Origin of the sequence: Streptosporangium sp. NPDC001559 (assembly GCF_042893955.1) — a bacterium.
GTDB lineage: Bacteria > Actinomycetota > Actinomycetes > Streptosporangiales > Streptosporangiaceae > Streptosporangium.
In genome coordinates this window covers 92,292-117,932 of record NZ_JBIAVG010000008.1, presented here as the reverse complement: position 1 = coordinate 117,932, position 25,641 = coordinate 92,292, and the positions used below count along the sequence as shown (strand labels likewise).

24 protein-coding genes and 1 tRNA gene are annotated in these 25,641 nt (G+C 70.0%); 18 read left to right on the top strand and 7 right to left on the bottom strand.

What is annotated here, in order from left to right:
• Nucleotides 1-7: 7 nt before the first annotated feature.
• Genes ACFYY8_RS19445 through ACFYY8_RS19430 form a run of 4 tightly spaced genes read right to left on the bottom strand, consistent with a single transcriptional unit; the run spans nucleotide 8 to nucleotide 3,946 of the window.
• A complete protein-coding gene (locus ACFYY8_RS19445; RefSeq protein WP_390042637.1) occupies nucleotides 8-997 on the bottom strand; it encodes a serine hydrolase domain-containing protein in 990 nt (329 codons plus the stop codon).
• A complete protein-coding gene (locus ACFYY8_RS19440) occupies nucleotides 994-1,812 on the bottom strand; it encodes a carbohydrate ABC transporter permease (protein WP_390042635.1) in 819 nt (272 codons plus the stop codon). The genes ACFYY8_RS19445 and ACFYY8_RS19440 overlap by 4 nt, the downstream gene beginning before the upstream one ends.
• Complete coding sequence (locus ACFYY8_RS19435; RefSeq protein WP_390042634.1) at nucleotides 1,809-2,663, bottom strand: carbohydrate ABC transporter permease; 855 nt, start codon at nucleotides 2,661-2,663, stop codon at nucleotides 1,809-1,811. The genes ACFYY8_RS19440 and ACFYY8_RS19435 overlap by 4 nt, the downstream gene beginning before the upstream one ends.
• The gene (locus tag ACFYY8_RS19430) at nucleotides 2,657-3,946 is read right to left on the bottom strand and encodes an ABC transporter substrate-binding protein (RefSeq protein WP_390042632.1); all 1,290 of its coding nucleotides are present in this window, start codon (nucleotides 3,944-3,946) and stop codon (nucleotides 2,657-2,659) included. Before ACFYY8_RS19430 ends, ACFYY8_RS19435 begins: the two co-directional genes overlap by 7 nt.
• 167 nt (nucleotides 3,947-4,113) lie before the next feature.
• On the opposite strand from ACFYY8_RS19430, the gene ACFYY8_RS19425 reads away from it, so the two are divergent.
• The 6 genes from ACFYY8_RS19425 (at nucleotide 4,114) to ACFYY8_RS19400 (ending at nucleotide 9,738) form a co-directional block, all read left to right on the top strand.
• Complete coding sequence (locus ACFYY8_RS19425; protein WP_390042630.1) at nucleotides 4,114-5,124, top strand: LacI family DNA-binding transcriptional regulator; 1,011 nt, start codon at nucleotides 4,114-4,116, stop codon at nucleotides 5,122-5,124.
• A gap of 70 nt (nucleotides 5,125-5,194) precedes the next feature.
• Complete coding sequence (locus ACFYY8_RS19420; protein WP_390042628.1) at nucleotides 5,195-6,778, top strand: hypothetical protein; 1,584 nt, start codon at nucleotides 5,195-5,197, stop codon at nucleotides 6,776-6,778.
• Nucleotides 6,775-6,927, top strand: a complete 153-nt coding sequence (locus ACFYY8_RS19415; RefSeq protein ID WP_390042627.1) for a hypothetical protein — start codon at nucleotides 6,775-6,777, stop codon at nucleotides 6,925-6,927. Before ACFYY8_RS19420 ends, ACFYY8_RS19415 begins: the two co-directional genes overlap by 4 nt.
• Nucleotides 6,928-7,042: 115 nt before the next feature.
• On the top strand, nucleotides 7,043-7,900 hold the full coding sequence (locus tag ACFYY8_RS19410; RefSeq protein WP_390043091.1) for an alpha/beta hydrolase: 858 nt from the start codon (nucleotides 7,043-7,045) through the stop codon (nucleotides 7,898-7,900).
• 70 nt (nucleotides 7,901-7,970) lie between these two features.
• Nucleotides 7,971-8,144, top strand: coding sequence for a hypothetical protein (locus tag ACFYY8_RS19405; RefSeq protein WP_390042625.1), 174 nt, complete (start codon nucleotides 7,971-7,973; stop codon nucleotides 8,142-8,144).
• A gap of 1 nt (nucleotide 8,145) precedes the next feature.
• Entirely contained in the window at nucleotides 8,146-9,738 is a 1,593-nt protein-coding gene (locus tag ACFYY8_RS19400) for an AMP-binding protein (RefSeq protein ID WP_390042623.1), read from the top strand.
• Nucleotides 9,739-9,820: 82 nt separating this feature from the next.
• Here ACFYY8_RS19400 and ACFYY8_RS19395 read toward each other — a convergent pair whose 3' ends face one another.
• The gene (locus tag ACFYY8_RS19395) at nucleotides 9,821-10,828 is read right to left on the bottom strand and encodes a LacI family DNA-binding transcriptional regulator (RefSeq protein WP_390042621.1); all 1,008 of its coding nucleotides are present in this window, start codon (nucleotides 10,826-10,828) and stop codon (nucleotides 9,821-9,823) included.
• A gap of 207 nt (nucleotides 10,829-11,035) precedes the next feature.
• Between ACFYY8_RS19395 and rhaI the strand changes: the two genes are divergently transcribed.
• Genes rhaI through ACFYY8_RS19380 form a run of 3 tightly spaced genes read left to right on the top strand, consistent with a single transcriptional unit; the run spans nucleotide 11,036 to nucleotide 15,728 of the window.
• Entirely contained in the window at nucleotides 11,036-12,202 is a 1,167-nt protein-coding gene (gene rhaI, locus ACFYY8_RS19390; protein WP_390042618.1) for an L-rhamnose isomerase, read from the top strand.
• Nucleotides 12,203-12,249: 47 nt separating this feature from the next.
• On the top strand, nucleotides 12,250-14,304 hold the full coding sequence (locus ACFYY8_RS19385) for a bifunctional aldolase/short-chain dehydrogenase (protein WP_390042616.1): 2,055 nt from the start codon (nucleotides 12,250-12,252) through the stop codon (nucleotides 14,302-14,304).
• Nucleotides 14,301-15,728: a rhamnulokinase family protein gene (locus ACFYY8_RS19380; RefSeq protein WP_390042614.1), complete on the top strand. Its 1,428-nt coding sequence runs from the start codon at nucleotides 14,301-14,303 to the stop codon at nucleotides 15,726-15,728. Before ACFYY8_RS19385 ends, ACFYY8_RS19380 begins: the two co-directional genes overlap by 4 nt.
• Before the next feature lie 305 nt (nucleotides 15,729-16,033).
• On the opposite strand, the gene ACFYY8_RS19375 is transcribed toward ACFYY8_RS19380, so the two are convergent.
• Nucleotides 16,034-16,726, bottom strand: coding sequence for a DUF6348 family protein (locus tag ACFYY8_RS19375; RefSeq protein WP_390042612.1), 693 nt, complete (start codon nucleotides 16,724-16,726; stop codon nucleotides 16,034-16,036).
• 241 nt (nucleotides 16,727-16,967) lie between these two features.
• Here ACFYY8_RS19375 and ACFYY8_RS19370 point away from each other — a divergent pair, with 241 nt between their 5' ends.
• The 6 genes from ACFYY8_RS19370 to ACFYY8_RS19345 all read left to right on the top strand — a co-directional run bounded on the left by ACFYY8_RS19370 (nucleotide 16,968) and on the right by ACFYY8_RS19345 (nucleotide 21,691).
• Nucleotides 16,968-17,876, top strand: coding sequence for an ADP-ribosylglycohydrolase family protein (locus ACFYY8_RS19370; RefSeq protein WP_390042610.1), 909 nt, complete (start codon nucleotides 16,968-16,970; stop codon nucleotides 17,874-17,876).
• Nucleotides 17,830-18,105 (top strand): hypothetical protein, encoded by a 276-nt coding sequence (locus ACFYY8_RS19365; protein WP_390042608.1) that lies wholly within the window; start codon nucleotides 17,830-17,832, stop codon nucleotides 18,103-18,105. Before ACFYY8_RS19370 ends, ACFYY8_RS19365 begins: the two co-directional genes overlap by 47 nt.
• Before the next feature lie 1,575 nt (nucleotides 18,106-19,680).
• Nucleotides 19,681-20,058, top strand: a complete 378-nt coding sequence (locus tag ACFYY8_RS19360) for a peptidase inhibitor family I36 protein (protein ID WP_352010638.1) — start codon at nucleotides 19,681-19,683, stop codon at nucleotides 20,056-20,058.
• Between the two features lie 389 nt (nucleotides 20,059-20,447).
• Complete coding sequence (locus ACFYY8_RS19355) at nucleotides 20,448-20,765, top strand: hypothetical protein (RefSeq protein WP_390042606.1); 318 nt, start codon at nucleotides 20,448-20,450, stop codon at nucleotides 20,763-20,765.
• Between the two features lie 128 nt (nucleotides 20,766-20,893).
• Entirely contained in the window at nucleotides 20,894-21,187 is a 294-nt protein-coding gene (locus tag ACFYY8_RS19350; RefSeq protein WP_390042604.1) for a hypothetical protein, read from the top strand.
• Nucleotides 21,188-21,406: 219 nt separating this feature from the next.
• Nucleotides 21,407-21,691, top strand: a complete 285-nt coding sequence (locus tag ACFYY8_RS19345) for a hypothetical protein (protein ID WP_390042602.1) — start codon at nucleotides 21,407-21,409, stop codon at nucleotides 21,689-21,691.
• A gap of 136 nt (nucleotides 21,692-21,827) precedes the next feature.
• Here the strand turns inward: ACFYY8_RS19345 and ACFYY8_RS19340 are convergent.
• Nucleotides 21,828-21,901, bottom strand: a tRNA-Arg gene (locus ACFYY8_RS19340).
• Between the two features lie 210 nt (nucleotides 21,902-22,111).
• Here ACFYY8_RS19340 and ACFYY8_RS19335 point away from each other — a divergent pair.
• The 3 genes from ACFYY8_RS19335 to ACFYY8_RS19325 all read left to right on the top strand — a co-directional run bounded on the left by ACFYY8_RS19335 (nucleotide 22,112) and on the right by ACFYY8_RS19325 (nucleotide 25,639).
• On the top strand, nucleotides 22,112-22,912 hold the full coding sequence (locus ACFYY8_RS19335) for an aminoglycoside phosphotransferase family protein (RefSeq protein ID WP_352010642.1): 801 nt from the start codon (nucleotides 22,112-22,114) through the stop codon (nucleotides 22,910-22,912).
• Nucleotides 22,896-23,843 carry a cobalamin biosynthesis protein gene (locus ACFYY8_RS19330; protein ID WP_390042599.1) on the top strand — a complete coding sequence of 316 codons (948 nt, stop codon included), beginning with the start codon at nucleotides 22,896-22,898 and terminating at the stop codon, nucleotides 23,841-23,843. Before ACFYY8_RS19335 ends, ACFYY8_RS19330 begins: the two co-directional genes overlap by 17 nt.
• A gap of 230 nt (nucleotides 23,844-24,073) precedes the next feature.
• Complete coding sequence (locus tag ACFYY8_RS19325; protein ID WP_390042597.1) at nucleotides 24,074-25,639, top strand: cobyric acid synthase; 1,566 nt, start codon at nucleotides 24,074-24,076, stop codon at nucleotides 25,637-25,639.
• Nucleotides 25,640-25,641 lie beyond the last annotated feature (2 nt).

Here is a 25,641-nt window from a genome sequence, read left to right as displayed (position 1 = left end):
TCCCGGTTCATGCATCTAGCCCGGTGGTGAAGGCGTTGTGCAGGCCGTCGACGTCGACACCGGACAGGTGCGGCGCCAGCACGTTGATCAGCAGCACGAAACACGCGTCCTGCTCCGGGTACATCCACCACTGGCACCCCGAGGCGCCACCGTGCCCGTACAGCCGCCGTTCGAGCAGCCCGGGAGCCGAGTGGCGCAGGTTCCAGGTGAGGCCCCAGTCCTGCCCGGCGTTGACCGGGTCGGGCTGCAGCTTGACCAGGCCCGTCGTCTGCGGGGTCGTCATGGCGGCCAGGGTGGTCGGGTGGATCAGCCCGCGGTCGCCGCGCAGCAGCGCCCCGCCCAGCGCCAGGAGGTCCTCGGCGCGGGAGAACAGCGCCCCCGCCGGGTGGCGGAGCCGTACGAACTTGTCGAAGTCGAAGCCGGGCCCGAGCAGTTCGACACCGTGGACCTCGGCCGCGTCGCACGCCGGGTCGAACGTGATGCGCCCGCCGCCCGGCACCAGCGTGTTCAGATCGGAGTCGATCAGGTCGGCCAGGTCGCGTCCGGTGACGTCGCGGACCATCTCCGCGATGCCGGCGAAGGCCAGGTTGGAGTAGTGGCTGAGCGTGCCCGCCTCGAACAGCGACGGCGCGGTGGCGAGGTGCTCCAGCAGGTCGTCGGGCGTGAGCGTCTGCTCGGCGATGCCGCCGGTGTGGGTGAGCAGGTGCCAGAGCGTCACGTCGGGCCGCGCGAAGTTCGGCAGCGCGTCCCGCAGCGGGCGGCGCAGCGACAGCAGCCCGCGTTCGACCTGACGCATGGCGACCAGCCCCGTCAGCGGCTTGGTCACCGAGAACAGCGCGAAGTGGTCCTCGATCCGGGTCGCCCGGCCGTCGTGCTCGCCGAAGGCCTCCAGCACCTGGATCCCGTCGGAGGTGGCGGCGCCGAACACCGCACAGGGCAGCCGCCCCTCCTTGATCTCGCGCCTGACCCAGTCAAGCGCGATGTCGTGAGTGGTCATCCCTTCAGGGAACCTTCCGTGAGGCCGGCCAGGACGCGCTTCTGCGCGGCGACGTACACCGCCACGAGGGGCAGCGTGGTGAGCAGGACGTGGGCGAAGACAAGGTTCCAGTTCAGGCTCTGCAGGGTGCCTGAGGCGAACTGGAACAGGCTCAGCGGCAGCGTGGCGTTCGCACTGCCCTGGAGCAGGAAGAGAGCGAAGAAGAAGTCGTTCCAGACGTTGATGATCAGGATCACGCCGCCGACGAACAGCACCGGCCGCAGCAGGGGCAGCAGGATGCGGAAGAAGACCTGCGGGCGGGAGGCGCCGTCGATGGAGGCGGCGTGCTCCAGGTCGGGGGGGAACGCCCGGACGAACCCGGTCGCCAGGAAGATCACGACGCCCAGGCGGCAGCCGGTCATGGTCAGCACGTAGCCGAGCGTGCCGCCGTCCAGCGACAGGGCGCGCAGCAGGTAGACGGTCGGGATGATCGACGGCGGCAGCAGGATCGACAGCCCCATCACGAAGTAGGCCGCCTGCAGCCACCGTGACCGGCTGCGTCCGAACGCCCACGCCGCCGCCGCGCCGAGGAGTACCACGGCCACCACGATCGGCACGGTCACCTTGAGGCTGTTGAACAGCCCCGTCAGGTAGCCGCCCCGGTCGAGCACGATGCCGTAGTTCTCGGCGACCGCCCACGTCCTGGGCAGTCCGAGGCCCAGTTCCGCGGCCTCGCCCGCGGGTTTGAACGAGTTGACGACCACGAGCCAGACGGGTACGAGCACCCACGGGATCGCGAAGAGCGTCAGTGTCGTGTACTTGAGGACCGCCCTCATCCCGTCACCTCCCTACGCCGCAGCCACCACACGAGGGGCACGGCGGTGGCGATCACCAGCAGTGTCACGGTGAACCCCAGCGCGCTGGCGGAGCCGAAGAAGCCCTGCCCCCACTGCTGGCGCATCACCACGTTCAGGGCCCGCGTGTGGTCGCCGGGCCCGCCGCCGGTGGTGGCGGCGATCACGTCGTAGGCGCTGAGCGCGCCCACCAGCGTGACCGCCACGTTGAAGGTCAGCGCCGGGGCGAGCATCGGGAACACCACCCGCCGGAACCGGGTCCACGGCCCGGCCCCGTCGACGGTCGCCGACTCCAGCAGCGACTTCGGGATGGAGTTGAGGCCCGCGATGTAGACGAGGGTGATCAGCCCGCTCCACTTCCACGCGTCGATGAACGCGACCGTCACCAGAGCGGTCGACGGTTCACCCAGCCATGCCCACTCGATGCCGAGGAAGGAGTTGATCGCCCCGTCGGGGGCCAGCAGTCCGCGCCAGATGTATCCGGCGGCCAGCGGCGAGATGAGCGTCGGCAGGAAGAACGCCGAGCGGAAGACGGTGTTGATCCCGCTGGTCCGCTGGAGGGCCATGGCCAGTGAGAGGCTGACCGTGTTCTGGATCGCCATGCACATGATCGCGTACAGCACGGTCACGGTGACCGCGTTGGCCAGCAGGTCCTGCTCGATCAGGGTGCGGACGTTCTCCAGCCCGTTCCAGGTGATCTCGGCTCGGAAACTCGTCCAGGAGGAGAACGCGAACCGGACGTTGAGCAGGAACGGGGCGACGAAGAAGACCGTGACCAGCACGATCGCGGGCAGTGCCCACGGCAGCCAGGCCGCCCTGTTCCGCATCACCATCCGGGCAGCCCTGCCGCCTTGGCCGCCTGCTCGACCTGGCCCTGCAGCTGGGTCGCCGCCTTCTGCGGGTCCTTCTGCCCGGCGATCAGCTCGGACATGAGCTGGGCCAGGCCGCCCATGCCGGGGATGTCGGAGTTGAAGGCGATGACCGCGCCGGTGTCGTACGCCTTCTTGACGTCCTGCAGCACGGACGAGACGCCCTGCGGGTTGGGCACGTCCTTGAACACGGGGAAGGTCTTGGACGCGGTGATGTACTCGTTGTAGGCCGGGCCGGTCATGAAGCGCACGAAGTCGAGTGACGCCTTCTCCCGCGCCGCGTCGCCGGTCTTGGGCAGATAGAACGTGCCAATCGGGCCGGGCGCGTAGGTCGCGAGCGGCTTCTCGCTCGACAGGCCGACGAAGCCGACGGACTCGTCGACGGTCTTCTGGTCGCCGCCCGCGGCCGCGAGGAGGGCCGGGAGCATGTCGGAGTGCTGGGCGACCATGGCGGCCTTGCCGGTCACGAGGGCCTTCATGGAGTCCTCGAACTTGGCGGTGACGATGTCCTTGTTGAAGCAGCCGTCGGCCTGCAGCTTGGCGTAGGCGGCCAGGCCGGCGACGAAGGGCGAGCCCGGGTCGGCCAGCGTGCTGGTGTGGCCCGAGATGGCCTTGCCGTACGCGTTGGACTGGTTGGCGCCGGCCAGGTAGAGGATGGGCAGGATCTGCACCGGCCAGATCGACCCGCCCGACTCGAAGACCGGGGTGACTCCGGCGGCCTTGAGCTTGGGGCAGGCGGCGGAGAGTTCGGCGAAGTTCGTGGGCGGGGTCAGCCCGGCCGAGGTGAAGACCTTCTTGTTGTAGTAGAGGCCGAAGACCTGGGGGAAGCCGGTGATGGCGGCGTAGACCTTGCCGTTGACGGCTCCGGCGTTCTGGTAGAGGTCGCCGGACCTGGCGATGTACTCCTCGCCTGTCAGGTCGCGCAGGTTCTCGGCCGGGTTGAGGGCGAGCAGGCCGCTCGCCGTCGCGTGGTACTCCAGGATGTCCGGGCGCTCGCCGGTGGCCCACTTGGTCTGGGTGGTGTCCTCGAAGCCGTCGGACGGGATCGACACGAGCTCGATCTTGTGGCCGGACTGCTTCTCGAACTTCTTGTACATCTCCAGCAGGGGCGCCGGGTCCGCGCTGTTGTGCCAGAGGGTCAGCTTCACCTGACCGGTCCCCTCCGGGGCGGACGACCCGCAGCCGGAGAGGGACAGGGCGAGGACGGCGCCGATCGCCGCGCTGAGCATACGGGATGGTGCGTTCACGCCCGTGCTCCTGTTCGTTTGGGAGGTATCGTGTAGAACGTTCTCCATTGGTAGGGCACGAGAGAATCGTCCGTCAAGAGGTAGACCTGAGGATCAATGACGGGCTAGCCTCCGTCATCAAGAAAAGTGTGTAGTTCGTTCTACGAAAACTCTGCGAAGGATGACGCGTGACGAGCCGACGGGTGACGATCGCCGACGTGGCCAGGCGGGCCGGGGTTTCCACGGCCGCCGTGTCCAAGGTGGTACGCGGGGCCTACGGCGTGAGCGCGGAGATGCAGAGCAAGGTGACACAGGCCATCGACGAGCTGGGCTACCGCCCGCACGCCGCGGCCCGTGCCCTGCGTGGACGCACCTACACCCTCGGCGTCATGCTCTCGGACACCCGTAACCCGTTCTTCCCCGACATCATCGAGGGTGTCACCGGCCGGCTGGGCGACACCGAGTACCAGGTGCTGCTCGGGCCCGGCGGGATCGAGCCCAAGACGCAGGCCAGGATGACCGACGCCATGATCGACCGGAGTATGGGCGGGCTCATCCTGATCTCACCGGTCATGACGGACGCGGAACTCGCCGCCATCGCGACGGCCATCCCGGTCGTCGTGGTCGGCAGGCACGGCGGGGCCGCGACCTACGACGCGGTCGTCAACGACGACGTGATGGGGGCGGGGCTCGTGGTCGACCACCTGGTCGGGCTCGGGCACACCCGGATCGCGCACATCACCCACCTGGAGCGGGCCCACGCCCAGGGACTGCCGCACACGGTGCGCGCCGAGGGCTACCGCCAGGCGATGCGCGCCCACGGACTCGCCGACGACGTGCTGGCCACCTCCTTCACCGAGGAGGGCGGCTTCGAGGGCGCGCGGGAGTTACTCGCGCGCGGCGACCGGCCCACCGCGATCTTCGCCGGGGCCGACATCGCGGCGCTCGGCGTGTTACGCGCCGCCGACGAGGCGGGCCTGTCGGTGCCGGAGGACCTCTCCGTCGCCGGATACGACAACATCGGCATCGCCTCGCTCAAGCGCATCTCACTCACCAGTGTCGACCAGGACGGGCATGTGATCGGGGCCACCGCCGCGCAACTGCTCGTCGAACGCATCGAGGGACGCTCCCGATCGGTGACGTCGTCGGTGTCGCCCACGCTGATCGTCCGCGGAACCACAGGACCGCCTCGCCCCTGAGAACCGACCGCGCGTCGGGGGGACTGTCGCGGATCAAGTATTGAAACGATTCAATGGAAGGATCCCCCACGTGAGACGACTCTCCCTCCTCGCCCTTCTCCTCCCACTGGTGGTCGTGCCCGCGCAACCGGCCTTCGCCCAGACGTCCGCCGTGACCTGCCCGGTCAGGGTCGACCCCGCCGCGTTCGCCTCAGAGGCCCGCCTGAGCACCCTGGCCGACAAGCAGGCGACGTTCGGCGCCAGGCCGACCGGCTCCCCCGCGCACGCCGACTACGTCGACTGGCTGGAGGAGGAGATGTCGGCCATTCCCGGCATCCAGCTCTCCGCCCTGCCCTACACCATCGACCGCTGGGACAACCTCGGCACCGGCCTGACCGTCGGCGGTACGACCGTGCAGGTCGCGGCCCCCGTGCCGTTCTCCTCCTCGACCGGCTCGGGCGGAGTCTCGGCCCCGCTCGTCCACCTGGCGGCGGGGACGAACATCACCGCGGCCAACGCCGCCGGGAAGATCGTGGTCCGGGACCTGCCGTGGACCAACGTGCCGAACCTGCTGTTCTATCCGCCCACCCTCGGCTACTCCATGTACGACCCGGGCCTCACGATCAACCTGCTCGGCTCGGAGTCGATGGAGGCCCCGGCCGCGGCCGACGCCGACCTCAAGGCCGCCGCGGCGGCGGGCGCGCTGGGCGTGATCGAGATCAGCCAGCTCCCGCACGCCCAGATCAAGGACATGTACGCGCCCTACGAGGGCCTGCCGTACGGCGTGCCGGGCGCGTACGTCGGCGCGGACCAGGGCAAGCAGATCAAGGACGCGCTGGCCGCCGGACAGCCGGTCCAGGCCTCGCTGACCGTGAACGCCGCCTGGACGCCGACGCCGACCCGCACCCTGCTCGCGACGCTTCCCGGCGGGAACGCCCAGAAGATCGTCGTGGAGAGCCACACCGACGGCATGAGCCCGGTGTGGGACAACGGCCCGCTCACCATGATCGAGATGGCCCGCTACCTGTCGTCGCTGCCGGTGGAGTGCCGCCCGCGCACCGTGCAGTTCGCGTTCGTGACCGGCCACCTCTACCAGCACCTGACCGGCCCCAACGTCCGTGAGGGCGGCGCGGGCCAGCTCGCCGCCCAGCTCGACGCCGAGTACGACCAGGGCAAGGTCTCCTCCGTCGTCGTGCTCGAACACCTCGGCGCCAAGCGCTACGACGCTGTCGCCAGGCCGAACGGCCTGCCGGGCAAGCAGCTCGTCGCCAGCCCCAACCTCACCGAACTGCTGCTGGTCCCCGTCAGTGAGAGCACGCCGCTGCGCGAACTGGTCAAGGGTCACATCGAGTACTGGGACGTCAGGCGCACCGCGATCCTCAAGGGCCTGTCGGCGGCCGACCTCGGCACGGTGCCGCGCCACTGCAGCTTCGGTGGCGAGGGCACGCCGTACAACCAGCACCTGCTGCCCGTCATCTCGCCCATCGCCGCGCCCAAGACGCTGTTCTCGCCGCAGTTCGGCCCCGAGGCGATCGACCTGCAGGTGATGCGCAAGGCGTCGCTCGCCTTCACCGACGTCGTGCTCGACCTCGGCCCGATGGCCCAGTCGGCCGTCGCGGGCGACGTGACCGCCATGCGCCAGCAGCGCGCCTCCGGCACGCCGGGATGCGTGTGAGCGTGGAGAACAGGACGCCCGCGCGTCGGCGCGCCGTCGTCGGCGCCGGGCGTCCGCCCACCGCCGGTGACGGCGGTACCCGGACAGAACCGACCGGCATCACCACGCACGCGCACGCCGTACGGCTCGCGCCGCGACCCCACCTGTGACCCGACCCGCGTCCTCGCCGGAACTCCCTCCCGTTCGTTCCTTGACACCACTCACCGATCGCATTTCCCTCTCCCTTGGAGACGTTCGCGTCTCCGGACAATCCACGAGGTGACCATGGAGAACTTCACCCGTCGTCAGGCCCTGCGGGCAGGGGCGCTCGGCCTCATGTCGGCCGGATTCCTGTCGTGGACCACCGAGGCCAACGCCGCCTCGACCATCGAGACGATCTACAAGGCGGCGGGTCCGTGGCCCGTCGCCACCGGCACCTCGGGCGGCCACCGGCTCTACTACCCCTCGACCCTGGGCGCGGGCGGCGTCATCCATCCGATCGTCACCTGGGGCAACGGCTCGTGGGCCACCCCCGACAACTATCCGGGACTGCTCAACCACCTCGCCTCGTGGGGCTTCGCGGTGGTCGCCTCGACCGACACGACCACGGGCACGGGCGCCGAGATCATCGACGCCGCCCAGCACCTCGTCGGCCTCAACACCGACTCCACCAGCGTCTTCCACGGCAAGCTGGACACCGCCCAGGTCGCCGCCGTCGGCCACTCCCAAGGCGCGGGCGGGTCCATCAACGCGGCCAACAAGTCCGCCGGGCTGATCAAGACCGTCGTGCCGATCGCCGTGCCCGCGCAGTGGATGGCCGGCCCCGGAGACGAGTTCTCCGTCGCCGCCCTGACCTGCCCGGTGCTCTTCCTCAGCGGCGCGGACGACTGGCTGATCTCCTCGGCCGGGACCCTGCAGGGCTACTACGACCAGGCGGGCGCCGGAGCGGGTAAGGCACTGCTCAAGGGCGCGGGACACAACGACATCCAGAACACCGGCGGGGCCTTCCTCGGCTACGTGACCGCCTGGCTGCGGTACCGCCTCCAGGCCGACACCCAGGCCCGCGGGGCGTTCGTCGGCGCCACCGCCGAACTCCCCACCAACACCGCCTGGCAGAACCAGGCCCTCAAGAACCTCACCTAGGAGAACCACCGTGGCGGATCACGCGCGGCGCGAACCCGCTCGCCGGGGCGGCGGCCGGACGACGCCGCGCGTGATCACGCGAACCGTCGCCGGGCCGGTCCTCCCCGGTACGCCGCCCTTCGTCTCCGAGGCGCCGGGCGCCGAACACGCCGCGGGCCGTGGCCCACGCGACGCCCACCGGCGCCCCCGGCCAGCCGGGCACATCATGATCTTCAACGCACCCACCGACGACCGGAGGTTGTGACATGCAGTCCTACTCGAACGCGGCGGCGCCGACCCCGCTGCTGGGCGAGACCATCGGCGACAACTTCGAGCGGACCGTACGGCGCTTCGGCGACCGCGAGGCGCTCGTCGATGTGCCCTCCGGTCGCCGCTGGACCTACACCGAGCTCGACGCCGACGTGAACCGGCTGGCCCTCGCGCTCCTCGCCTCCGGGATCGCCAAAGGCGACCGGATCGGCATCTGGGCACCCAACTGCGCCGAATGGGTGATCGTCCAGTACGCCACCGCGAAGATCGGCGCGATCCTGGTCAACGTCAACCCCGCCTACCGCAGCCACGAGCTCGACTACGTCGTCAGGCAGTCAGGACTGCGCCTGCTCGTCAGCGCGCTCACGCACAAGGGCAGCGACTATCGCGCGATGGTCGAGGAGATCGGGTTCGCCGACGTCGTCTACCTCGGCGACCCCGGCTGGGACCGGCTGCTGGCGCTGACCGCCCCCGAGGAGCGGCTGCGCGAGCGCATGGCGTCGCTGAGCGCCGACGACGCGATCAACATCCAGTACACCTCCGGCACGACCGGCTTCCCCAAGGGCGCCACGCTCTCGCACCACAACATCCTCAACAACGGGTTCTTCGTCGGCGAACTCCTCCACTACGACGAGCACGACAGGGTGTGCCTGCCGGTGCCCTTCTACCACTGCTTCGGCATGGTGATGGGCAACCTCGGCTCCACCTCCCACGGCGCGTGCGTGGTCATCCCCGCGCCCGGCTTCGACCCCGAGGCGACGCTGCTGGCCGTACAGCAGGAACGATGCACCTCCCTGTACGGCGTGCCGACCATGTTCATCGCCGAGCTCGCCCTCGCGGGGCGGTACGACCTGTCCAGCCTGCGCACCGGCATCATGGCGGGCTCGCCCTGCCCCGTCGAGGTGATGAAGCGCGTCGTCACCGAGATGAACATGGCCGAGGTCGCCATCTGTTACGGCATGACCGAGACCTCGCCCGTCTCGACCATGACCAGGTTCGACGACAGCCTGGAGCGCCGCACCGAGACCGTCGGGCAGGTGATGCCGCACGTCGAAGTCAAGATCACGAGCCCGGAGACCGGGCTGACCGTGCCGCGCGGCGAGCCGGGTGAGCTGTGCACGCGCGGCTACTCGGTGATGCTCGGCTACTGGAACGAGCCGGAGCGTACGGCCGAGGCCATCGACGACGCCCGCTGGATGCACACCGGCGACCTGGCCACCATGGACGCCGACGGCTACGTCAACGTGGTCGGCCGGATCAAGGACATGGTCATCAGGGGCGGCGAGAACGTCTACCCGCGTGAGATCGAGGAGTTCCTCTACCGCCACCCCGACATCGCCGACGTGCAGGTGATCGGCGTGCCCGACGAGAAGTACGGCGAGGAGCTCATGGCCTGGATCGTCATCCGCCAGGGCGGCACCCCTCTGACCGCCGAGGCCGTCAGGGAGTTCTGTGCGGGCAAACTCGCCCACTACAAGATCCCGCGCTACGTCCACGTCGTCGACGCGTTCCCGATGACGGTCACCGGCAAGATCCGCAAGGTCGAGATGCGCGAGGAGGGTGTGCGCCTGCTCGGGCTCGACCGGTGAACCGGTGACGAGGTCCGCGGTCGCCACCCGGTGGTGACCGCGGGCGCCCTGCCGACGCGGCGTCGCCGGAGCGGAGGCGGGATCAGGCCCGCGTCGAGGCCCGCTCCACGAGCTCGGGCCGGAAGACGACCTGCCTCGGCTCCTCCGTTCCCCGGCCCGACGCCTCCTGGAGCAGCAGGTCGACCGCCGTCCGGCCGAGCAGGGCCGCCGGCTGCCTGATCGAGGAGAACGGCACGATCGCCGTGGCGGCGAAGTCGATGTCGTCGTATCCGATCAACGCCATGTCCTCAGGGACCCTGAGCCTTCCCCGCAGCATGAGCGCCTGCAGCAGTCCCATCGCGAGCAGGTCGTTGGCGGCGAACACCGCGTCGGGGCGTTCCGCGGGGGACCGCTCCTGCAGGGCCTCGCCGACGGCGCGGCCCTCAAGCACGGTCAGGCTCCCGGTCGGGAGCACCTCGATCGCGGCGCCCGCGACCTCGGCGACGGCGCGGCGGGCGCCCTCAAGACGATCGGAGACCTGCCGGATGCCCAGCGGCCCGCCCACGAAGGCGATCCTGCGGCGGCCCCGCCCAAGCAGGTGCCGCGCGGCGAGGAACCCGCCGGCGACGTCGTCGACCGCCACCGAGGAGAAGCTGCGAGGGGGAGCCTGCCTGTCGACGAGCACGACCGGGGTGCCGCCGCGGCGCAACCGCTCAAGCCTGGCGAGATCCTCGTTGAGCGGCGTGATCAGCAGGCCGTGAACCCGCTGCTCCTCGAAGAGATCGAGATACGCCGCCTCCCGGGCGCCGTTCGCGCCGCTGTTGCCGAGCAGCACGGTCAGGCTCTCCGCCGCGGCCCGATCCTCGGCGCCGCGCGCGACCTCGGTGAAGAAGGGGTTGCGCACGTCGAGCACGACCAACCCGATCGAACGGCTTCTCCCGGCCCGTAACTGCCGGGCCGCGTCGTTGCGGACGAAGCCCAGTTCCTCGATCGCGGAGAGCACGCGTTCGACGGTCGCCGGGGCGACCTTGTCCGGATGGTTCAGGACATTGGAGACGGTGCCCACCGAGACCGACGCCGCGGCTGCGACGTCGCGGACGCTCACCGTCATCGGTTCTCCCCTTGCTGCGTCGGTCCGGCCTCGGGCCGCCGGGACTCTTCGAGAAGATAGCGCGCCGCGGCCGACGTGACTTGCCCGCACCGGGTCGTTGTAACTACGCTTTGAAACGTTTCAATCCTACACTTCACGCTCTTGGCCAAGCACCGCCACCTCGAAGCCCTTTCGACGGCGGCATCCGACCGGCAGAAGGAAGCGACCGTGACCACGCTCCCCCCCGACATCCTGGCCGAGCTCGAACGGCAGGCCATCGAGTTGCCGAGCTGGGCGTTCGGCAACTCGGGCACCCGCTTCAAGGTCTTCTCGACGCCGGGCACGCCACGCGACCCGTACGAGAAGATCGCCGACGCCGCACAGGTGCACGCGCACACGGCCCTCGCGCCGACCGTGGCCCTGCACATCCCGTGGGACAGGGTCGACTCCTACGACGACCTGCGCGAGCACGCCGAGGGACTCGGCGTCGCCCTCGGCACGATCAACTCGAACACCTTCCAGGACGACGACTACAGGTTCGGCGCCCTCACCCACGAGGACCCGAGGGTCCGGCGGAAGGCGATCGACCACCACGTGGAGTGCATCGACGTCATGCACGCCACCGGCAGCCGCGACCTGAAGATCTGGCTCGCCGAGGGCTCGAACTACCCGGGCCAGGCCGACCTGCGCGGCCGCCAGGACCGCCTGCACGAGTCACTGAAGACGATCTACGACCGGCTCGGCGACGGGCAGCGCCTCGTGCTCGAATACAAGTTCTTCGAGCCGGCGTTCTACCACACCGACGTGCCCGACTGGGGAACGAGCTACGTCCAGGTCGCCGCGCTCGGCGACAGGGCCGTGGTCTGCCTCGACACCGGCCACCACGCGCCCGGCACCAACATCGAGTTCATCGTCATGCAGCTGCTGCGCCTCGGCAAACTCGGCTCCTTCGACTTCAACTCGCGCTTCTACGCCGACGACGACCTCATCGTCGGCGCGGCCGACCCGTTCCAGCTGTTCCGCATCCTCTTCGAGGTCATCCGAGGCGGCGGCCTCAACCACCCCGACGTCGCGTTCATGCTCGACCAGTGCCACAACGTCGAGGACAAGATCCCCGGCCAGATCCGCTCGGTGCTCAACGTGCAGGAGATGACCGCGCGCGCCCTGCTCGTCGACCGTGCGGCCCTCACCGCCGCCCAGCGCGGCGGTGACGTGCTGGAGGCCAACCGCGTCCTCATGGACGCCTTCCACACCGACGTGCGCCCGGCCCTCGCGGAGTGGCGCGAGTCGCGGGGCCTGCCCGCCGACCCGATGAAGGCCTTCGCCGCGTCGGGCTACCTCGCCAGGACCGCCGAGGAACGCGTCGGCGGCACGCAGGCGGGCTGGGGCGCGTGAACCCGTACGGCCTTCAACCACCGTCCGCCACACCGAAGGACTCCATCATGACGAACCAGGCAGCCGCCGACCTCATCGCGCGGTCGAACCGCCTCGGCGCCGACCCGAAGAACACGAACTACGCGGGAGGCAACACCTCGGCGAAGGGCACCGAGACCGACCCGGTCACGGGCGAGCCCGTCGAACTGCTCTGGGTGAAGGGCTCAGGCGGCGACCTCGGCACCCTCACCGAGGCCGGGCTCGCGGTGCTGCGCCTCGACCGGCTCCGCGACCTCGTGAAGGTGTACCCCGGCGTCGAGCGCGAGGACGAGATGGTCGCCGCGTTCGACCACTGCCTGTTCGGGCTGGGCGGGCCGTACGGCGGAGCCGGTGCCGCGCCGTCGATCGACACGGCCATGCACGGCCTCGTCGACGCCGCGCACGTCGACCACCTGCACCCGGACTCGGGCATCGCCGTCGCGACCTCCGCCGCGGGCGAGGAACTCACGAAGAGAATCTTCGGAGACCGGGTCGTGTGGGTGCCGTGGCGCCGCCCGGGCTTCCAGCTCGGCCTCGACATCGCGGAGATCAAGGCGAAGAACCCGCAGGCGGTCGGCTGTGTCCTCGGCGGCCACGGCATCACCGCGTGGGGCGAGACCTCCGAGGAGAGCGAGCGGAACTCGCTCTGGATGATCGACACCGCCGCGGCGTACATCGCCGAGCACGGCAGGCCGGAACCGTTCGGCGCGGTCGTACCGGGCTACGAGCCGCTGCCCGAGGCCGAACGGCGCGCGAAGGCCGCCGCGCTCGCGCCGACGATCCGCGGGCTCGCGTCGCACGACAGGCCGCAGCTCGGCCACTTCACCGACGGTGAGGCGGTGCTCGACTTCCTCTCCCGAGAGAAGCTGCGGCCGCTCGCGGAGCTCGGCACGAGCTGCCCCGACCACTTTCTGCGCACGAAGGTGAAGCCGCTCGTGCTCGACCTTCCGGCGTCGGCGAGCGTCGAGGAGAGCATCACGCGCCTCAAGGAGCTGCACGAGCGGTACCGCGCCGACTACCAGGCGTACTACGACGCCTACGCGACCGAGGACTCTCCCGCGATCCGCGGCGCCGACCCGGCGATCGTGCTCGTGCCCGGCGTCGGCATGTTCTCCTTCGGTAAGGACAAGCAGACCGCGCGCGTGGCCGGGGAGTTCTACGTCAACGCGATCAACGTGATGCGCGGCGCCGAGGCGCTGTCGACCTACGCCCCCATCTCCGACGAGGAGAAGTTCCGCATCGAGTACTGGGCGCTCGAGGAGGCCAAGCTGCGGCGGATGCCGAAGCCCAGGACACACGCGACGCGCGTCGCGCTCGTCACCGGCGCGGCCTCCGGCATCGGCAAGGCCGTCGCCACCCGGCTCGCGGCCGAGGGCGCCTGCGTCGTCGTCGCCGACCTCGACCTGGAGAAGGCGCGGGCGGTCGCGGCCGAACTCGGCGGTACGGACGTCGCGATCGGAGTGTCGGCGAACGTGACGGACGCCGCGCAGGTGAGGGCCGCGATCGACGAGGCGGTGCTCGCCTTCGGCGGCCTCGACCTCGTGGTGAACAACGCGGGCCTCTCCCTCTCGAAGCCGCTTCTTGAGACGACCGAGGCCGACTGGGACCTGCAGCACGACGTCATGGCCAAGGGCTCGTTCCTCGTGTCGAAGGCCGCCGCGCGGGTGCTCATCGAGCAGGGACTCGGCGGCGACATCGTCTACATCTCCTCGAAGAACTCGGTGTTCGCCGGCCCGAACAACATCGCCTACTCGGCGGCGAAGGCCGACCAGGCCCACCAGGTGCGTCTGCTCGCGGTCGAACTGGGGGAGTACGGCGTCAGGGTCAACGGCGTCAACCCCGACGGCGTCGTGCGCGGCTCGGGCATCTTCGCCTCAGGCTGGGGCGCCAACCGGGCGAAGACCTACGGCATCCCCGAGGAGGACCTCGGCAGGTTCTACGCCCAGCGCACGATCCTGAAGCGCGAGGTGCTGCCGGAACACGTCGCGAACGCGGTGTTCGTACTCACCGGCCCCGAACTCGGCCACACCACCGGCCTGCACATCCCGGTCGACGCGGGGGTCGCCACCGCGTTCCTGCGATGACCGCCGGAGCGGTCGCCGCGGTCGATCTCGGGGCCACCAGCGGCCGGGTCGTCGTCGGGTACGTCGACCAGGCGGCGGGCACGCTCGGGCTCGCCCACGTGGCGCGGTTCCCGAACGGGCCCGTGCGTCTGGCGTCGGGCCTGCACTGGAACCTCACCGGCCTGTACCGCGACCTCACACACGGGCTCGCGGACGCCTTCCGCCGCGAGCCCGGTGTCACGTCGATCGGCGTGGACTCCTGGGCCGTCGACTACGCGCTGCTGCGCGGCGACCGCGTCCTCGGCGAGCCGTTCCACTACCGCGACGAACGCAACGAGGCCGCGGTCGAGGCGGTGCACGCACGGGTGCCGTTCGAGGAGCTCCACCGCCGCAACGGCCTGCAGTTCCTGCCCTTCAACACCGTGTACCAGCTCGCGGCCGAACGGGCGGGCGGCTGCCTCGACCTCGCCGACTCGCTCCTGCTCATTCCCGATCTCGTCGGCTTCCAGCTCACGGGCGCGAAGGTCGCCGAGCGCACCAACGCCTCGACGACCGGGCTGCTGGACGTCGAGACGGGCGAGTGGGACCGCGAGCTCGCCGACCGGCTCGGGCTCGACGCGTCCGTACTGCCCCGCCTCGTCTCGCCGGGCACCTCGCTCGGCGGCCTGCGGCCCGAGGCCGCCGCGGAACTCGGCGCTCCCGCCGGGACACGGGTCGTGGCCGTGGGCTCGCACGACACGGCCTCGGCGGTCGTCGCCGTGCCGATGCGCCCCGAGGCCGCGGCCTACATCTCCTGCGGCACCTGGGGCCTCGTCGGCGTCGAGCTCGGACGGCCGGTGACCACGGACGCCGCGCGCGAGGCGAACTTCACGAACGAGGGCGGCGTCGACGGCAGGGTGCGCCTCCTGCGCAACGTCATGGGGCTCTGGCTGCTGTCGGAGTCGGTGCGCTGGTGGGAACGCGACGGGTCGCCGATCGACCTGCCCGGGCTTCTCGCGCAGGCGGCCGCGGTCACGACCGCGGTGCCCGTGTTCGACGCGAACGACCCGCGCTTCCTCGCCCCGGGTGACCTGCCGGGGCGCATCACGCGGTGGTGCGCGGAACACGGCGTCGCCGCGCCGCGGAGCCGTGCGGAGTTCGCCCGCTCGATCGTCGAGAGCCTGGCCGAGGCGTTCGCGAACGCCGTGCGCACGGCGTCGGCCCTCTCGGGCGTCGACGTCGAGACGATCCACATCGTGGGCGGCGGCGCGCTCAACACGCTGCTCTGCCAACGTACGGCCGACCGCTCGGGCCTGCCGGTGCTGGCGGGCCCCGTGGAGGCCACGGCCATCGGCAACGTCCTCGTACAGGCCCGTTCCGCGGGCTTCGCCACAGGGGACCTGGAAACCCTCCGCTCCCTCGTCGCCCACGCCTTCACCCCGACACGCCACGACCCGGCCCGCTGAACACCGGGCGCCGGCGGGGCGTGGACGCGCTGGAGAGACCCGGCAGGACGTAGGTCCGTTCGCCGGAGACGCGGGCGAGGGCCTCGTGAACCGCGACCTTGACGTGTTCGCAGTGGTTCGCCTGCATCCGGCCAGGGATGTGGTTTCGGCGAGGACGCGGGCGAACCGGGCGCGGATGCCGTGCCGTACGGCGTGGCGGCGGGCGCGAAGGATTCACGGTACGGCGAAGCAGGTCGAGCGTGGAAGGCCGGGGCGTCTCACCTGTTTCGCCGGCCTTCTCGTTCGAGAACCGCGGTGTCCCGCTCTCACCCGGTCTCGTTGTGCACGAGCAGCATGAACGTCCGAGCGTAGGACAGACCTTCGGCCGGTCGAGGCCAGTCCAGATCGGCCAGCATCTCCGAGGCCGCCTCGTGACGGACGCCGTTGACCCGGATTTCGGTGGTCTCGGTGTCCCTGCCGCCGCCGAAGAACGCCTTGATGCCGATCAGGTGGTCACGCTCGAACGTGCTCCCCAGCACCGGGGCCAGCCGGGGCAGAAGCGGGTTGTCCATCGCCCAGTGCTGGACGGCCAGGAAGTCGTCGCCCGTGCCCCACCCGGTGATACCGCCGTGGATGGCATGCCAGCCGGGGAACCCGTCGGGCGCGTCGGCGGCGAAGTGCCCGGCGAAGGAGCCGTCCTGGCTGAGAAGTTCGAAGAGGGCGCTGCCGGTGGTGCCCAGCCAGAGCTGGATCGCACGATCCACGGCCTCCTCGGTGGTGCCGCCGTACCCCACGACGCAGTCGCTGATCGTGGTGTCGTCCGGCCGGTCGACGTTGAGAACGAAATCAAGGTCAAGGTGCCCGGGACTGCCGGTGTGATCCTCGCCGAGCACGACGGCGACCGAGCCGGACCCTCTGACCATGCCGTCCGTGACGTGCCAGGGCTTGCCCGTGGCCTCGGACACCTGCCGGGCGACCATACCCAACACGACCTCGTCCGGCAGCCGGTCATCGTCCATGACGACTCCTTCCTCACGTTTCACCATGATCGTTACGGACCAGAGCAGACCGTACCGCACCGCGGGCAACCGCCACCGTTGCGGTTGATCACCGTTGTACGGCGTGAGACCACCGAGGATCCTCCGGCCGCAGGCAGTCGCATGGGCCGGAGGTTCCGGTCGGTACGCCAACCGCATCGTCAGCCGGGACGAGGTGGCCGATCGCAGGCGGGCAGGCGCATCCGGATCGTCACCCCTCACAATGAAGGGGATGCCATCCACTCCTTTCGCGCGCGCCACGGCCTCTCTGCACGGACTGGCCCTCGGCGACGCCTTCGGCTCCCAGTTCTTCGTTCCGGCCAGCCGTCACGCTCTCTCCGGCCGTCTGCTTCCACCTGACCCGTGGCAGTGGACCGATGACACCGAGATGGCGTGTTCCATCTACCGCGTCCTGGCCGATCACGGTGTCGCCGACCAGGACAGGCTCGCCGCGAGCTTCGCGGCCCGTCACGATTTCGACCGCGGGTACGGCCCGGCCACCAACCGGATGCTTCGCCTTGTCCGTGAAGGCGGCGACTGGCGGGCGCTTTCATCTGAATTGTTCGACGGCAAGGGCTCATGGGGCAACGGCGCCGCGATGCGAGTGGCACCGCTCGGCGCCTGGCTCGCCGAGGACCTCACGGAAGTCGTCCGACAGGCGGCCTTGTCGGCGCAGGTCACCCACACGCACCCGGAAGCGGTGGCCGGAGCCGTCGCCGTGGCCGTGGCCGCGGTGACGGTGGTCAGGGAGCCCGACCTCTCCCCGGGGCGGTTCCTCGACAGGGTCGGGGAACATGTGCCCGCGAGCCTGGTCCGGGAAGGCATCGCCGAAGCCCGCAGGCTCCTCACCATCGGTGATCCCGTGCTCGCCGCTCAGGCCCTGGGGAACGGGCGGCAGGTCAGCGCCCACGACACGGTTCCCTTCACGCTCTGGGTGACGGCTCGCGAACGTCGCGACTTCGAAGCGGCCCTGTGGACCACCGCGACAGCCGGGGGCGACGTCGACACCACCTGCGCCATCGTCGGCGGCATCGTCGCGGCTTCAGGCACCGCCGGCTTCCTCCCTCCTGAGTGGACAAGAAGATGTGAACCACTACCGACCTGGGCGGGAGCCCCACCACTCACCCCGTGAGCCGGACGGCCCCGCCAAGGACCAACCGCGGACAGCCGGACCGGACGGATACCTCAGGCCGCTGTGGGAGCCGGCGGACGCCTCCCGCTCCCGGGCGCGGAAGCGGCTCAAGCGGCTGCACAGGGCCGGGGCGCTGGGCGGCCACGACGACGAGGCCTACCGCCGGGCCCGCGGCGAGGAGGGCCACCTTCCAGGGCCCGGCTGTGCCGAGGACGCCGGCATGGGGTGACCGCACCCCCGGCCTGACGAACGAGTCGCGCCCCCGTCCTCCGAGGGTGGAGGCGGGGGCGCCGTCATGCCGTTCGACACCGTGTCAGTCGAGCAAGATGATCCTGTAGCCGAGGAGGGTGCCCGAGATGTACGCAGACGAGATCTCGCCTACCCCTACTGGGTCGCCATCGCGGTAGATGTACCCCACCTGGGGGTTTACGTGCAGTCCTTCTGCGTGGATCGCCTGCCGGCCCGTGCCACCCGTGCACTGGCTGTAGGCGGTGTTACCCGAGTGCCACGCGGTGCAGCCTGTCAGGGTGGCGTGGGCGGGGGATGCGGAGCCCACCAGCAGGGAGGCGGTGAGCAGGGCGGTGGCGGACGCGGCCGTAACCCGGTTTCCTCTCATGTGCGCTTCCTCCGGTTCCGAAGGTAGATGGCACTTCCAGTAAGAAACTTTCCTAAGCGGACGATATACACCAGGAGGGGCAAGGCAAGGGCTTTCCGCGCCTTCACCACGTCAAGGGTGCCTCCGCCCGGAAGGACCGGGCGTCGTCACGTGAGGAAGTCTCGCCGGCAGGCAACGGGCGACCCCTGTTTGGACGTGTTGCGGCCCCTGGTAGGGGCGATGCGGACGCGGCGTCCCGCATGGGACGCGAACGGCGTCCGCGCGCTGCGACCCCTCACAGGGTGATGAGGCGAGTACCAGAACGGCGGCGTCTGGCCTTACATGTCGCGAACCCTCACAAGGGTGATGAGGCAAGGTCGGGGAATCGCCGGTTCCGGTGTTCTTGCTGCGACCCCTCTGAGGGTGATGAGCCCTCTCAGTCTGCTCCGCGACGTCGACGACCGCAAGCAACACGCCCCCGCCTCCATGCTGGAGGCGGGGCGCCGACCCTCACCGGGTGATGAGGATGATGAGGAAGGCCGGGCAGGGGACCGCGCCGGGCGAGACTCCCGGCTAGCCGGCGAATTCGCAGTCACACCCCGTCACATTGGGCTGCCCTACTCCGGCCGTCGTCACACGGCAGACGAAGGCATGGCCCCAAGACGTAACCGCGATCCGAGCGGGCCCGTTGACCGGTCTGGGCCCATCACAGCCATTGGCGTCCAGGAACGGCGTCGGCCTCCCGGGCCGGGTCAGGCTGTCGCCGTCCCACCACCTCGCCGTCGCGCAGACGAACTCCGGCAGAGGATCGGCGAAAGCGGCCGGAACGGCATCAGCGGGGCGGCGAGCACCGCAGCCGCGGCGGTGACGGCGAAGCGCTTGAAGGACATGGGGGTGCCCTTTCACGGAGGGGGCCGGCGAGACCGTTCGGGGGAGCGCCTCGAAGGTAACCCGGGAGAGCGGTCTCACCCCTTGGCCAGAAGTGGACATTAAAGAGTTCGGTAAGCGCTTTCTGTGCCTTCGCCAAGTCGAGAGCGCCACCGATCACCCGCGCCTGAGCGGAATTAATAAGGAAGCTTCGGAAAGTGTTTTCGGGCTACCGTAAACACCATTGCGCGGCTCTCGAAGAAATGCCACCCTATGTCTGTCGTGGCCGCGGCCCCCAGCAGGGTCTCAGTAAATGAAATCCCATGAAGAAAGGGCGCTCTCATGCGCAAGGAATCCGCGCGTCTCGCCGCGCGTACGTTGACCGCCTTGGCCGTGGCGGTGATCGCAGGGATGGGTGCGCTTCCAGCCTCGGCAGCCCAAACGGCCCCTCAGGCCGGATTGTTCTGCACCTACCAGCACAAGGACTTCGGCGGTGCGCGCGAGTGCTTCTCGGCGCCCGGCGGGGCTCTCACGTACAACGACAACCAGGTCAGTTCGGTGTACAACGACACCGGCTACCTGCTGTGCGCACGAGACACCGCGGGCGCAAGCTTCGAGTTGGCCGTTGACCACGGCCACTACTACAAGAACCTCACGAAGGACACCTATCCGGGCGGCGGCTCCTGGAACGACCGCATTTCTGTGATCGAACCCTGCTGATCCCTCCGGCATTCATCACCCGCAGCGAATGCCCCGGATAAAACAAGAAACCGATGCTCTTCGCCGTGTCTGAAATATCAAATGCCCTGTCATCCGAAGGCTGGCAGGGCATTTGATGTCGCGCGAAGGCGTCCCGTCGTCCACCGGGCCGCCTCGGTGGCGAGTCCGGAGTCACCGACTGCGTGAACCTCGCTGTTTCACGAACGCCGCCGAGGCCGGGCACGAGGGCGACGTGACGGCCGACCGGGTAAGCGACTGATTCAGGCCCGGTCCGGCAGGTCGCGGAACGGCACCATGCGACCGAAATATGAGAAAGCGTTAGCTCCTCGGCCCGGGCATTCGGTGGTCATCTTGAGGCGATCATTCCTGCCCTGCAGAGGAGCCACGTGGTGAAGATCCGCATCCTGCGCGCCGTAGCGGTGCTCGTGCTCGTCTCGGGAGTCAGCGCCCTGTCCGGCGCCCTGTCCGGTGCGATGACCGCGACCGCCGCCGACACCGCCACCACGTCCGCTGCTGAGGCCCGTTCCTCCGTGCCCCTGCCGCCGGACTGGTACCGGCAGGGACCTTTCTCCTCCCAGGAGGCATGCCGGACGGCCCGGCAGGAGGGCGCAGACCGGGGCGACTACACCTCGGCGAGCGGCTGCTACCACTACGACGGCGGCCGGGGCTGGCCGACGGGCTGGTACTTCGACGTGTACCTCCCATGACCCTCAGCACGGCACAAACCGGCCCGTTCACCGGACCATGCCGCCGAAATATGGGAAACCGGGAGCTCCCCGCCCCGGCCGATCGGTGCTCATCTGAAGGTGTCCCCTACCAGCCGCAAGGAGACCTCGTGAAAATCCGTCGACTGTCCACCGCAGCCGTACTGGTGGCGATGAGCGCCGGCGTCCTGGCCGGCGCGACACCCGCCGTCGCCTCCAGCCAGGCAAGCGTCACCACCGCCTCTGCCGGTGAGCACCCCTCCCTGATGGAGCAGTGGTATCGAAGAGGCCCCTACCCGACCCTGGCCGCCTGCAATGCGGCGCTGCTGGAGGTGTTCACCGACCTACCGATAACCGACTGCTACTACTACAACGGCGATCCGCGTCCGGGTATGCGGGGGTACTACTACGACATATACCTGTGACGAACGGGACGTATCCCGTCCGCCTGTCCCGTGGCCGACGCGGTTGACGCCCTCGCCGTCTCCGACCGGAGGCGGGGGCATCCTGCTGTTCGCCTGCGCACGATCATCCTGCCCATGCAACCCGCCCGGCGGCTTCTACGCCTCACCCAGGTACGATGAACCACCACCTGATCGAGGAACACCACTACCCGCGACGCTCTCGAAGCCGCCGGAATCGCCGTGCATGACCATGACGCCGAAGACGGAGGCACCGCCGACGCGGGTCTTCACATCGACCGCGAGGAGCGCGTGCCGCTCCACTTGGCGGCTCTCATGGCCATGGCCGTTGTCGCTGTTCTTCACAGGGCTGGGCCGCAGCTGAACGGAGTGGGGCAGGAGCCCGACGCTGAAACCGAGACCGAAACCGAAGCCCTGCTCAGGATCTATGCCAAGTGCATCGCCGGCCAGGACGAGGCCGCCAAGCGCCGAAGCGCCCGGGAGGAGACGGTGCGTGATCCGCGGTAGGTCTGGAAACTTGCGCACGTATTCGGCACAACCAGCCGCAGCCACCCGCCTCTGACCGCACACCACCGCACACGTCAAGAGAGCCTCTGCCCGGCGTTGTCGCTGGTCAGAGGCTCTTTTGGCTGGTCATGCGAAGCGCGCCCTGCAGGATTCGAACCTGCGACCGTCGGATTAGAAGTCCGGTGCTCTATCCAGCTGAGCTAAGGGCGCTCCCGCTTAATTGTGCATGATCCGGGGAGTGCGTACGCATCGGTTTCCCGTCTGTGTCGTGAGGATCACTCCGCAGGCCGGGAGCCGGGGAGCGTACCCAGGGGACATCTGCCCGGCGGAGTGGTCGTAGGGGTGGTGATCTGCGGCGCGTTGGGTGTTTCACCGGAAATCGTTCTCCTCGAAGGAGAAGGCGGTCTACGCTCGTATGCCATGTTCGCCGTCACGTTCCAGAAGGAGATTCCCCTGCTGGGCGGTGACGTGACCGACGGTGTCGTGCGGGTCGGCGACACCGTCCGCAGACCGGTCCGTACCTCGACGCGGTCGGTGCACGCACTGTTGCGGCACCTGGAGAGCGCCGGATTCGACGGGGCGCCGAGGACCATGGGGTTCGACGAAGAGGGCAGGGAGATCCTGACCTACGTCGTGGGGGAGTCGGCCCCCAGGCCGCTGCCCGCCTACGCGCTCACCGACGAGTCGCTGGTGGCCCTGGCGGAGTTGCTGCGGCGTTTCCACGACGCCTGCGCCGGGTTCGTCCCGCCCCGGGGCGCCTGCTGGGAGACGGGGTCCAACGACGACGCGCCCGCCGAGCTGGTCGGCCACTGCGACGTCAACCTCGACAACGTGATCTTCAGGGACGGGCTGCCCGCCGCGTTGATCGACTTCGACATGGCCAGGCCGACGACCCGGTTGTTCGACGTGGTGACGACACTGCGGCACTGGGCGCCGATCGCCGATCCCGTCGACCTGGAGCCGCTCCAGGCCGATCTCGCGGTCGGGCCGAGGCTGCGGCTGTTCTGCGACGCGTACGGCCTGGCGGCCCGGGACCGTCGCCGCCTGCTCGACCTGTCCAGGCTCCGCTTCAACCGCTCCTACGTCGCCATGCGCGCCAGGGCGGAGTCCCTGGGCGGTGGCTGGGCCCGGATGTGGGAGGGTGGCGCCGGGGCACGCATCCGTCGGGCGTGCGCCTGGCTTGAGAGGAACCAGGACCGGCTTCATGGCCATCTCATCTGAAACCCGGGCAGAGGCCCTGGGGATATTTGCCGGGGTCGTCGCGGACGCCGTACTGGGCGATCCGAGGCGTGGGCATCCGGTCGCGTTGTTCGGCCGGGCCGCCACGGCGCTGGAGAGCCGTCTGTACGGCGACGCCCGCCCCGCCGGGGTCGTCCATGTCGCGCTGTGCGTCGGCCCGGTGGTGTTGCTCGGGGTGGCCGTGGCCAGGACGGGCAATCCGGTGCTGCGGGGCGCGCTGAGCGCGGTGGCCACCTGGGCGGTGCTCGGCGGTACGACGCTGGGGCGCGAGGGCGTGGCGATGGCGGAGTTCCTTGAGGCGGACGACCTCGCGGGCGCACGCGGCAGGCTCTCGCACCTGTGCGGGCGTGACCCCTCCCGGCTTGAGGCGGCGGAACTGGCCAGGGCGACGGTCGAGTCGGTCGCGGAGAACACCTCGGACGCCGTGGTCGCGCCGCTGTTCTGGGGGGCGGTGGCCGGGGTCCCCGGGCTGCTGGCCTACCGGGCGGTCAACACCCTGGACGCCATGGTCGGTCACCGCAGCGCCCGCTACGAGCGGTTCGGCTGGGCCGCCGCCCGGCTCGACGACGTCGCCAACCTCGTTCCGGCACGGATCACCGGCCTGCTCACAGCCGTGTGCGCGCCCGTGGTCGGCGGTTCGGCCCGGCGTTCGGCGCGGATGCTGCGCAGGGACGGCCACCGTCATCCCAGCCCGAACTCGGGTCGCTGCGAGGCGGCCTTCGCCGGGGCGCTCGACGTCACGCTCGGCGGCGTCAACGTGTACGGCGACCGCGTGGAGCACCGCCCGGAGATGGGGGACGGCCCCAAGCCCTCGGTGCCGGACATCCGCCGTGCCGTACGGCTGGCCAGGGCGGTCGGGTTCACCGCGGCGGGCGTGGCGGTGCTGGCGACGCTCCTGCGCCGGCGGCGGTAGGGGACCTCTGAGTTCACGGCGCAGGAAAGGACCTCTTGTGCCGACGGCGTTGGGAGCGATCCTTTGCGCCTGCGGTGGCAAGAGGGGCGAGAGCGGTCCCCGGCGGTGCGAGCGAGCCCCAGGCACCGGCTCCCGGGCCTGTGTCGACGAAGGCGGCGTTTTTCGGACCCACGCCGACAGGTCTGCCCACGCCGACAGGTCAACATGGGCGGTACGGCATGCTGTGAGGCATGACGAGCCTTCCCCCACATGATGCTCCGGCCCCGGTCAAAGGGGCGTTGCTGGTCGCCGGGACCACCTCGGACGCGGGCAAGAGCGTCGTCACCGCCGGGATCTGCCGCTGGCTGGCCAGGCAGGGGGTGCGGGTGGCGCCGTACAAGGCGCAGAACATGTCGCTGAACTCCTTCGTCACCGCCGACGGCGCCGAGATCGGCAGGGCCCAGGCGATGCAGGCCGCCGCATGCGGCCTTGAGCCCTCCGCGGACATGAACCCGATCCTCCTCAAGCCGGGCAGCGACCGGCGCAGCCAGGTCGTGGTCATGGGCAGACCGCTGGCCGAGGTGGACGCCATGGAGTACTGGGACGTCAAGGAACGGCTGCGCCAGGTGGCCGTGGACGCGCTCGGGCGGCTGCGGGAACGCCACGACGTGGTGGTCTGCGAGGGAGCGGGCAGTCCCGCCGAGATCAACCTGCGCAGGGGCGACATCGCGAACATGGGCCTGGCCAGGGCGGCGGACCTGCCGGTGATCGTGGTCGGGGACATCGACAGGGGCGGCGTCTTCGCCTCGCTGTACGGCACGGTCGCCCTTCTCGATCCGGACGACCAGGCTCTGGTGGCCGGGTTCGTGATCAACAAGTTCAGGGGGGCGCCGGAGATCCTCGCCCCCGGTCTCGACATGATCAGGGGGCTGACGGGCCGCGAGGTGTACGGCGTGCTGCCCTGGCTGGACGGCCTGTGGCTGGACGTGGAGGACTCCCTGGCCCTGAACGGCAGGCCCACGGCCACCCGCCCGCCGTACGGCCGGCAGACCCTGAGGGTCGCGGTGGTGAGACTGCCGAGGGTGTCCAACTTCACCGACTTCGACGCGCTGGCCGCGGAGCCCGGGGTGACGGTCCGGTTCGTGACCTCGCCCGCCGAGCTCGACGACGTCGACCTGGTGGTGCTGCCCGGGTCCAGGGCCACGGTCTCCGACCTGGCGTGGCTGCGCGCGAGCGGACTGGCCGACGCGCTGCCGGGGCGGGCGGTGCTGGGCATCTGCGGCGGTTACCAGATGCTCGCCGGGACGATCCACGACGACGTCGAGTCGGGGGAGGGGACGGTCGAGGGGCTGGGGCTGCTGCCGGCGACGGTGGAGTTCGCCGCGGAGAAGACGCTGGGGCGGCCCTCGGGGGTCGCCTACGGCTGCCGGGTCGAGGCCTACGAGATCCACCACGGCGTGGTGACCGCGCACGGGGGAGAGCCCTTCCTCGACGGCTGCCGCTCCGGCTCGGTCTGGGGTACCACCTGGCACGGGGCGCTGGAGAACGACGACTTCCGCAGGGCGTTCCTCGCCGACGTGGCGGCCGTCAGCGGGCGTGACTTCGTCCCGGCTCCGGATGTCTCCTTCGCCGCGCTGCGGCAGGAGAGGCTGGACGCGCTGGGCGACATGGTCGAGCGGCACCTGGACACCGGCGCCCTGCTCCGGCTGCTCGACGGCGGTGCCCCCCGGGGCCTGCCGGTGCTGCCGCCGGGCGGGTCCTTGCGTGAAGCGCCGGACTTCTCGCAGAATTTCGCACAACAGAAGCATGGGAGGTGAGT

Excerpts from the sequence above, each read along its gene's own strand:
- ACFYY8_RS19445 (WP_390042637.1), bottom strand. The coding sequence starts at position 997 with ATGACCACTCACGACATCGCGCTTGACTGGGTCAGGCGCGAGATCAAG.
- ACFYY8_RS19440 (WP_390042635.1), bottom strand. The coding sequence starts at position 1,812 with ATGAGGGCGGTCCTCAAGTACACGACACTGACGCTCTTCGCGATCCCG.
- ACFYY8_RS19435 (WP_390042634.1), bottom strand. The coding sequence starts at position 2,663 with ATGGTGATGCGGAACAGGGCGGCCTGGCTGCCGTGGGCACTGCCCGCG.
- ACFYY8_RS19410 (WP_390043091.1), top strand. The coding sequence starts at position 7,043 with ATGGAGAACTTCACCCGTCGTCAGGCCCTGCGGGCAGGGGCGCTCGGC.
- ACFYY8_RS19400 (WP_390042623.1), top strand. The coding sequence starts at position 8,146 with ATGCAGTCCTACTCGAACGCGGCGGCGCCGACCCCGCTGCTGGGCGAG.
- ACFYY8_RS19395 (WP_390042621.1), bottom strand. The coding sequence starts at position 10,828 with ATGACGGTGAGCGTCCGCGACGTCGCAGCCGCGGCGTCGGTCTCGGTG.
- ACFYY8_RS19385 (WP_390042616.1), top strand. The coding sequence starts at position 12,250 with ATGACGAACCAGGCAGCCGCCGACCTCATCGCGCGGTCGAACCGCCTC.
- ACFYY8_RS19380 (WP_390042614.1), top strand. The coding sequence starts at position 14,301 with ATGACCGCCGGAGCGGTCGCCGCGGTCGATCTCGGGGCCACCAGCGGC.
- ACFYY8_RS19375 (WP_390042612.1), bottom strand. The coding sequence starts at position 16,726 with ATGGACGATGACCGGCTGCCGGACGAGGTCGTGTTGGGTATGGTCGCC.
- ACFYY8_RS19370 (WP_390042610.1), top strand. The coding sequence starts at position 16,968 with ATGAAGGGGATGCCATCCACTCCTTTCGCGCGCGCCACGGCCTCTCTG.
- ACFYY8_RS19360 (WP_352010638.1), top strand. The coding sequence starts at position 19,681 with ATGCGCAAGGAATCCGCGCGTCTCGCCGCGCGTACGTTGACCGCCTTG.
- ACFYY8_RS19335 (WP_352010642.1), top strand. The coding sequence starts at position 22,112 with ATGTTCGCCGTCACGTTCCAGAAGGAGATTCCCCTGCTGGGCGGTGAC.
- ACFYY8_RS19330 (WP_390042599.1), top strand. The coding sequence starts at position 22,896 with ATGGCCATCTCATCTGAAACCCGGGCAGAGGCCCTGGGGATATTTGCC.
- ACFYY8_RS19325 (WP_390042597.1), top strand. The coding sequence starts at position 24,074 with ATGACGAGCCTTCCCCCACATGATGCTCCGGCCCCGGTCAAAGGGGCG.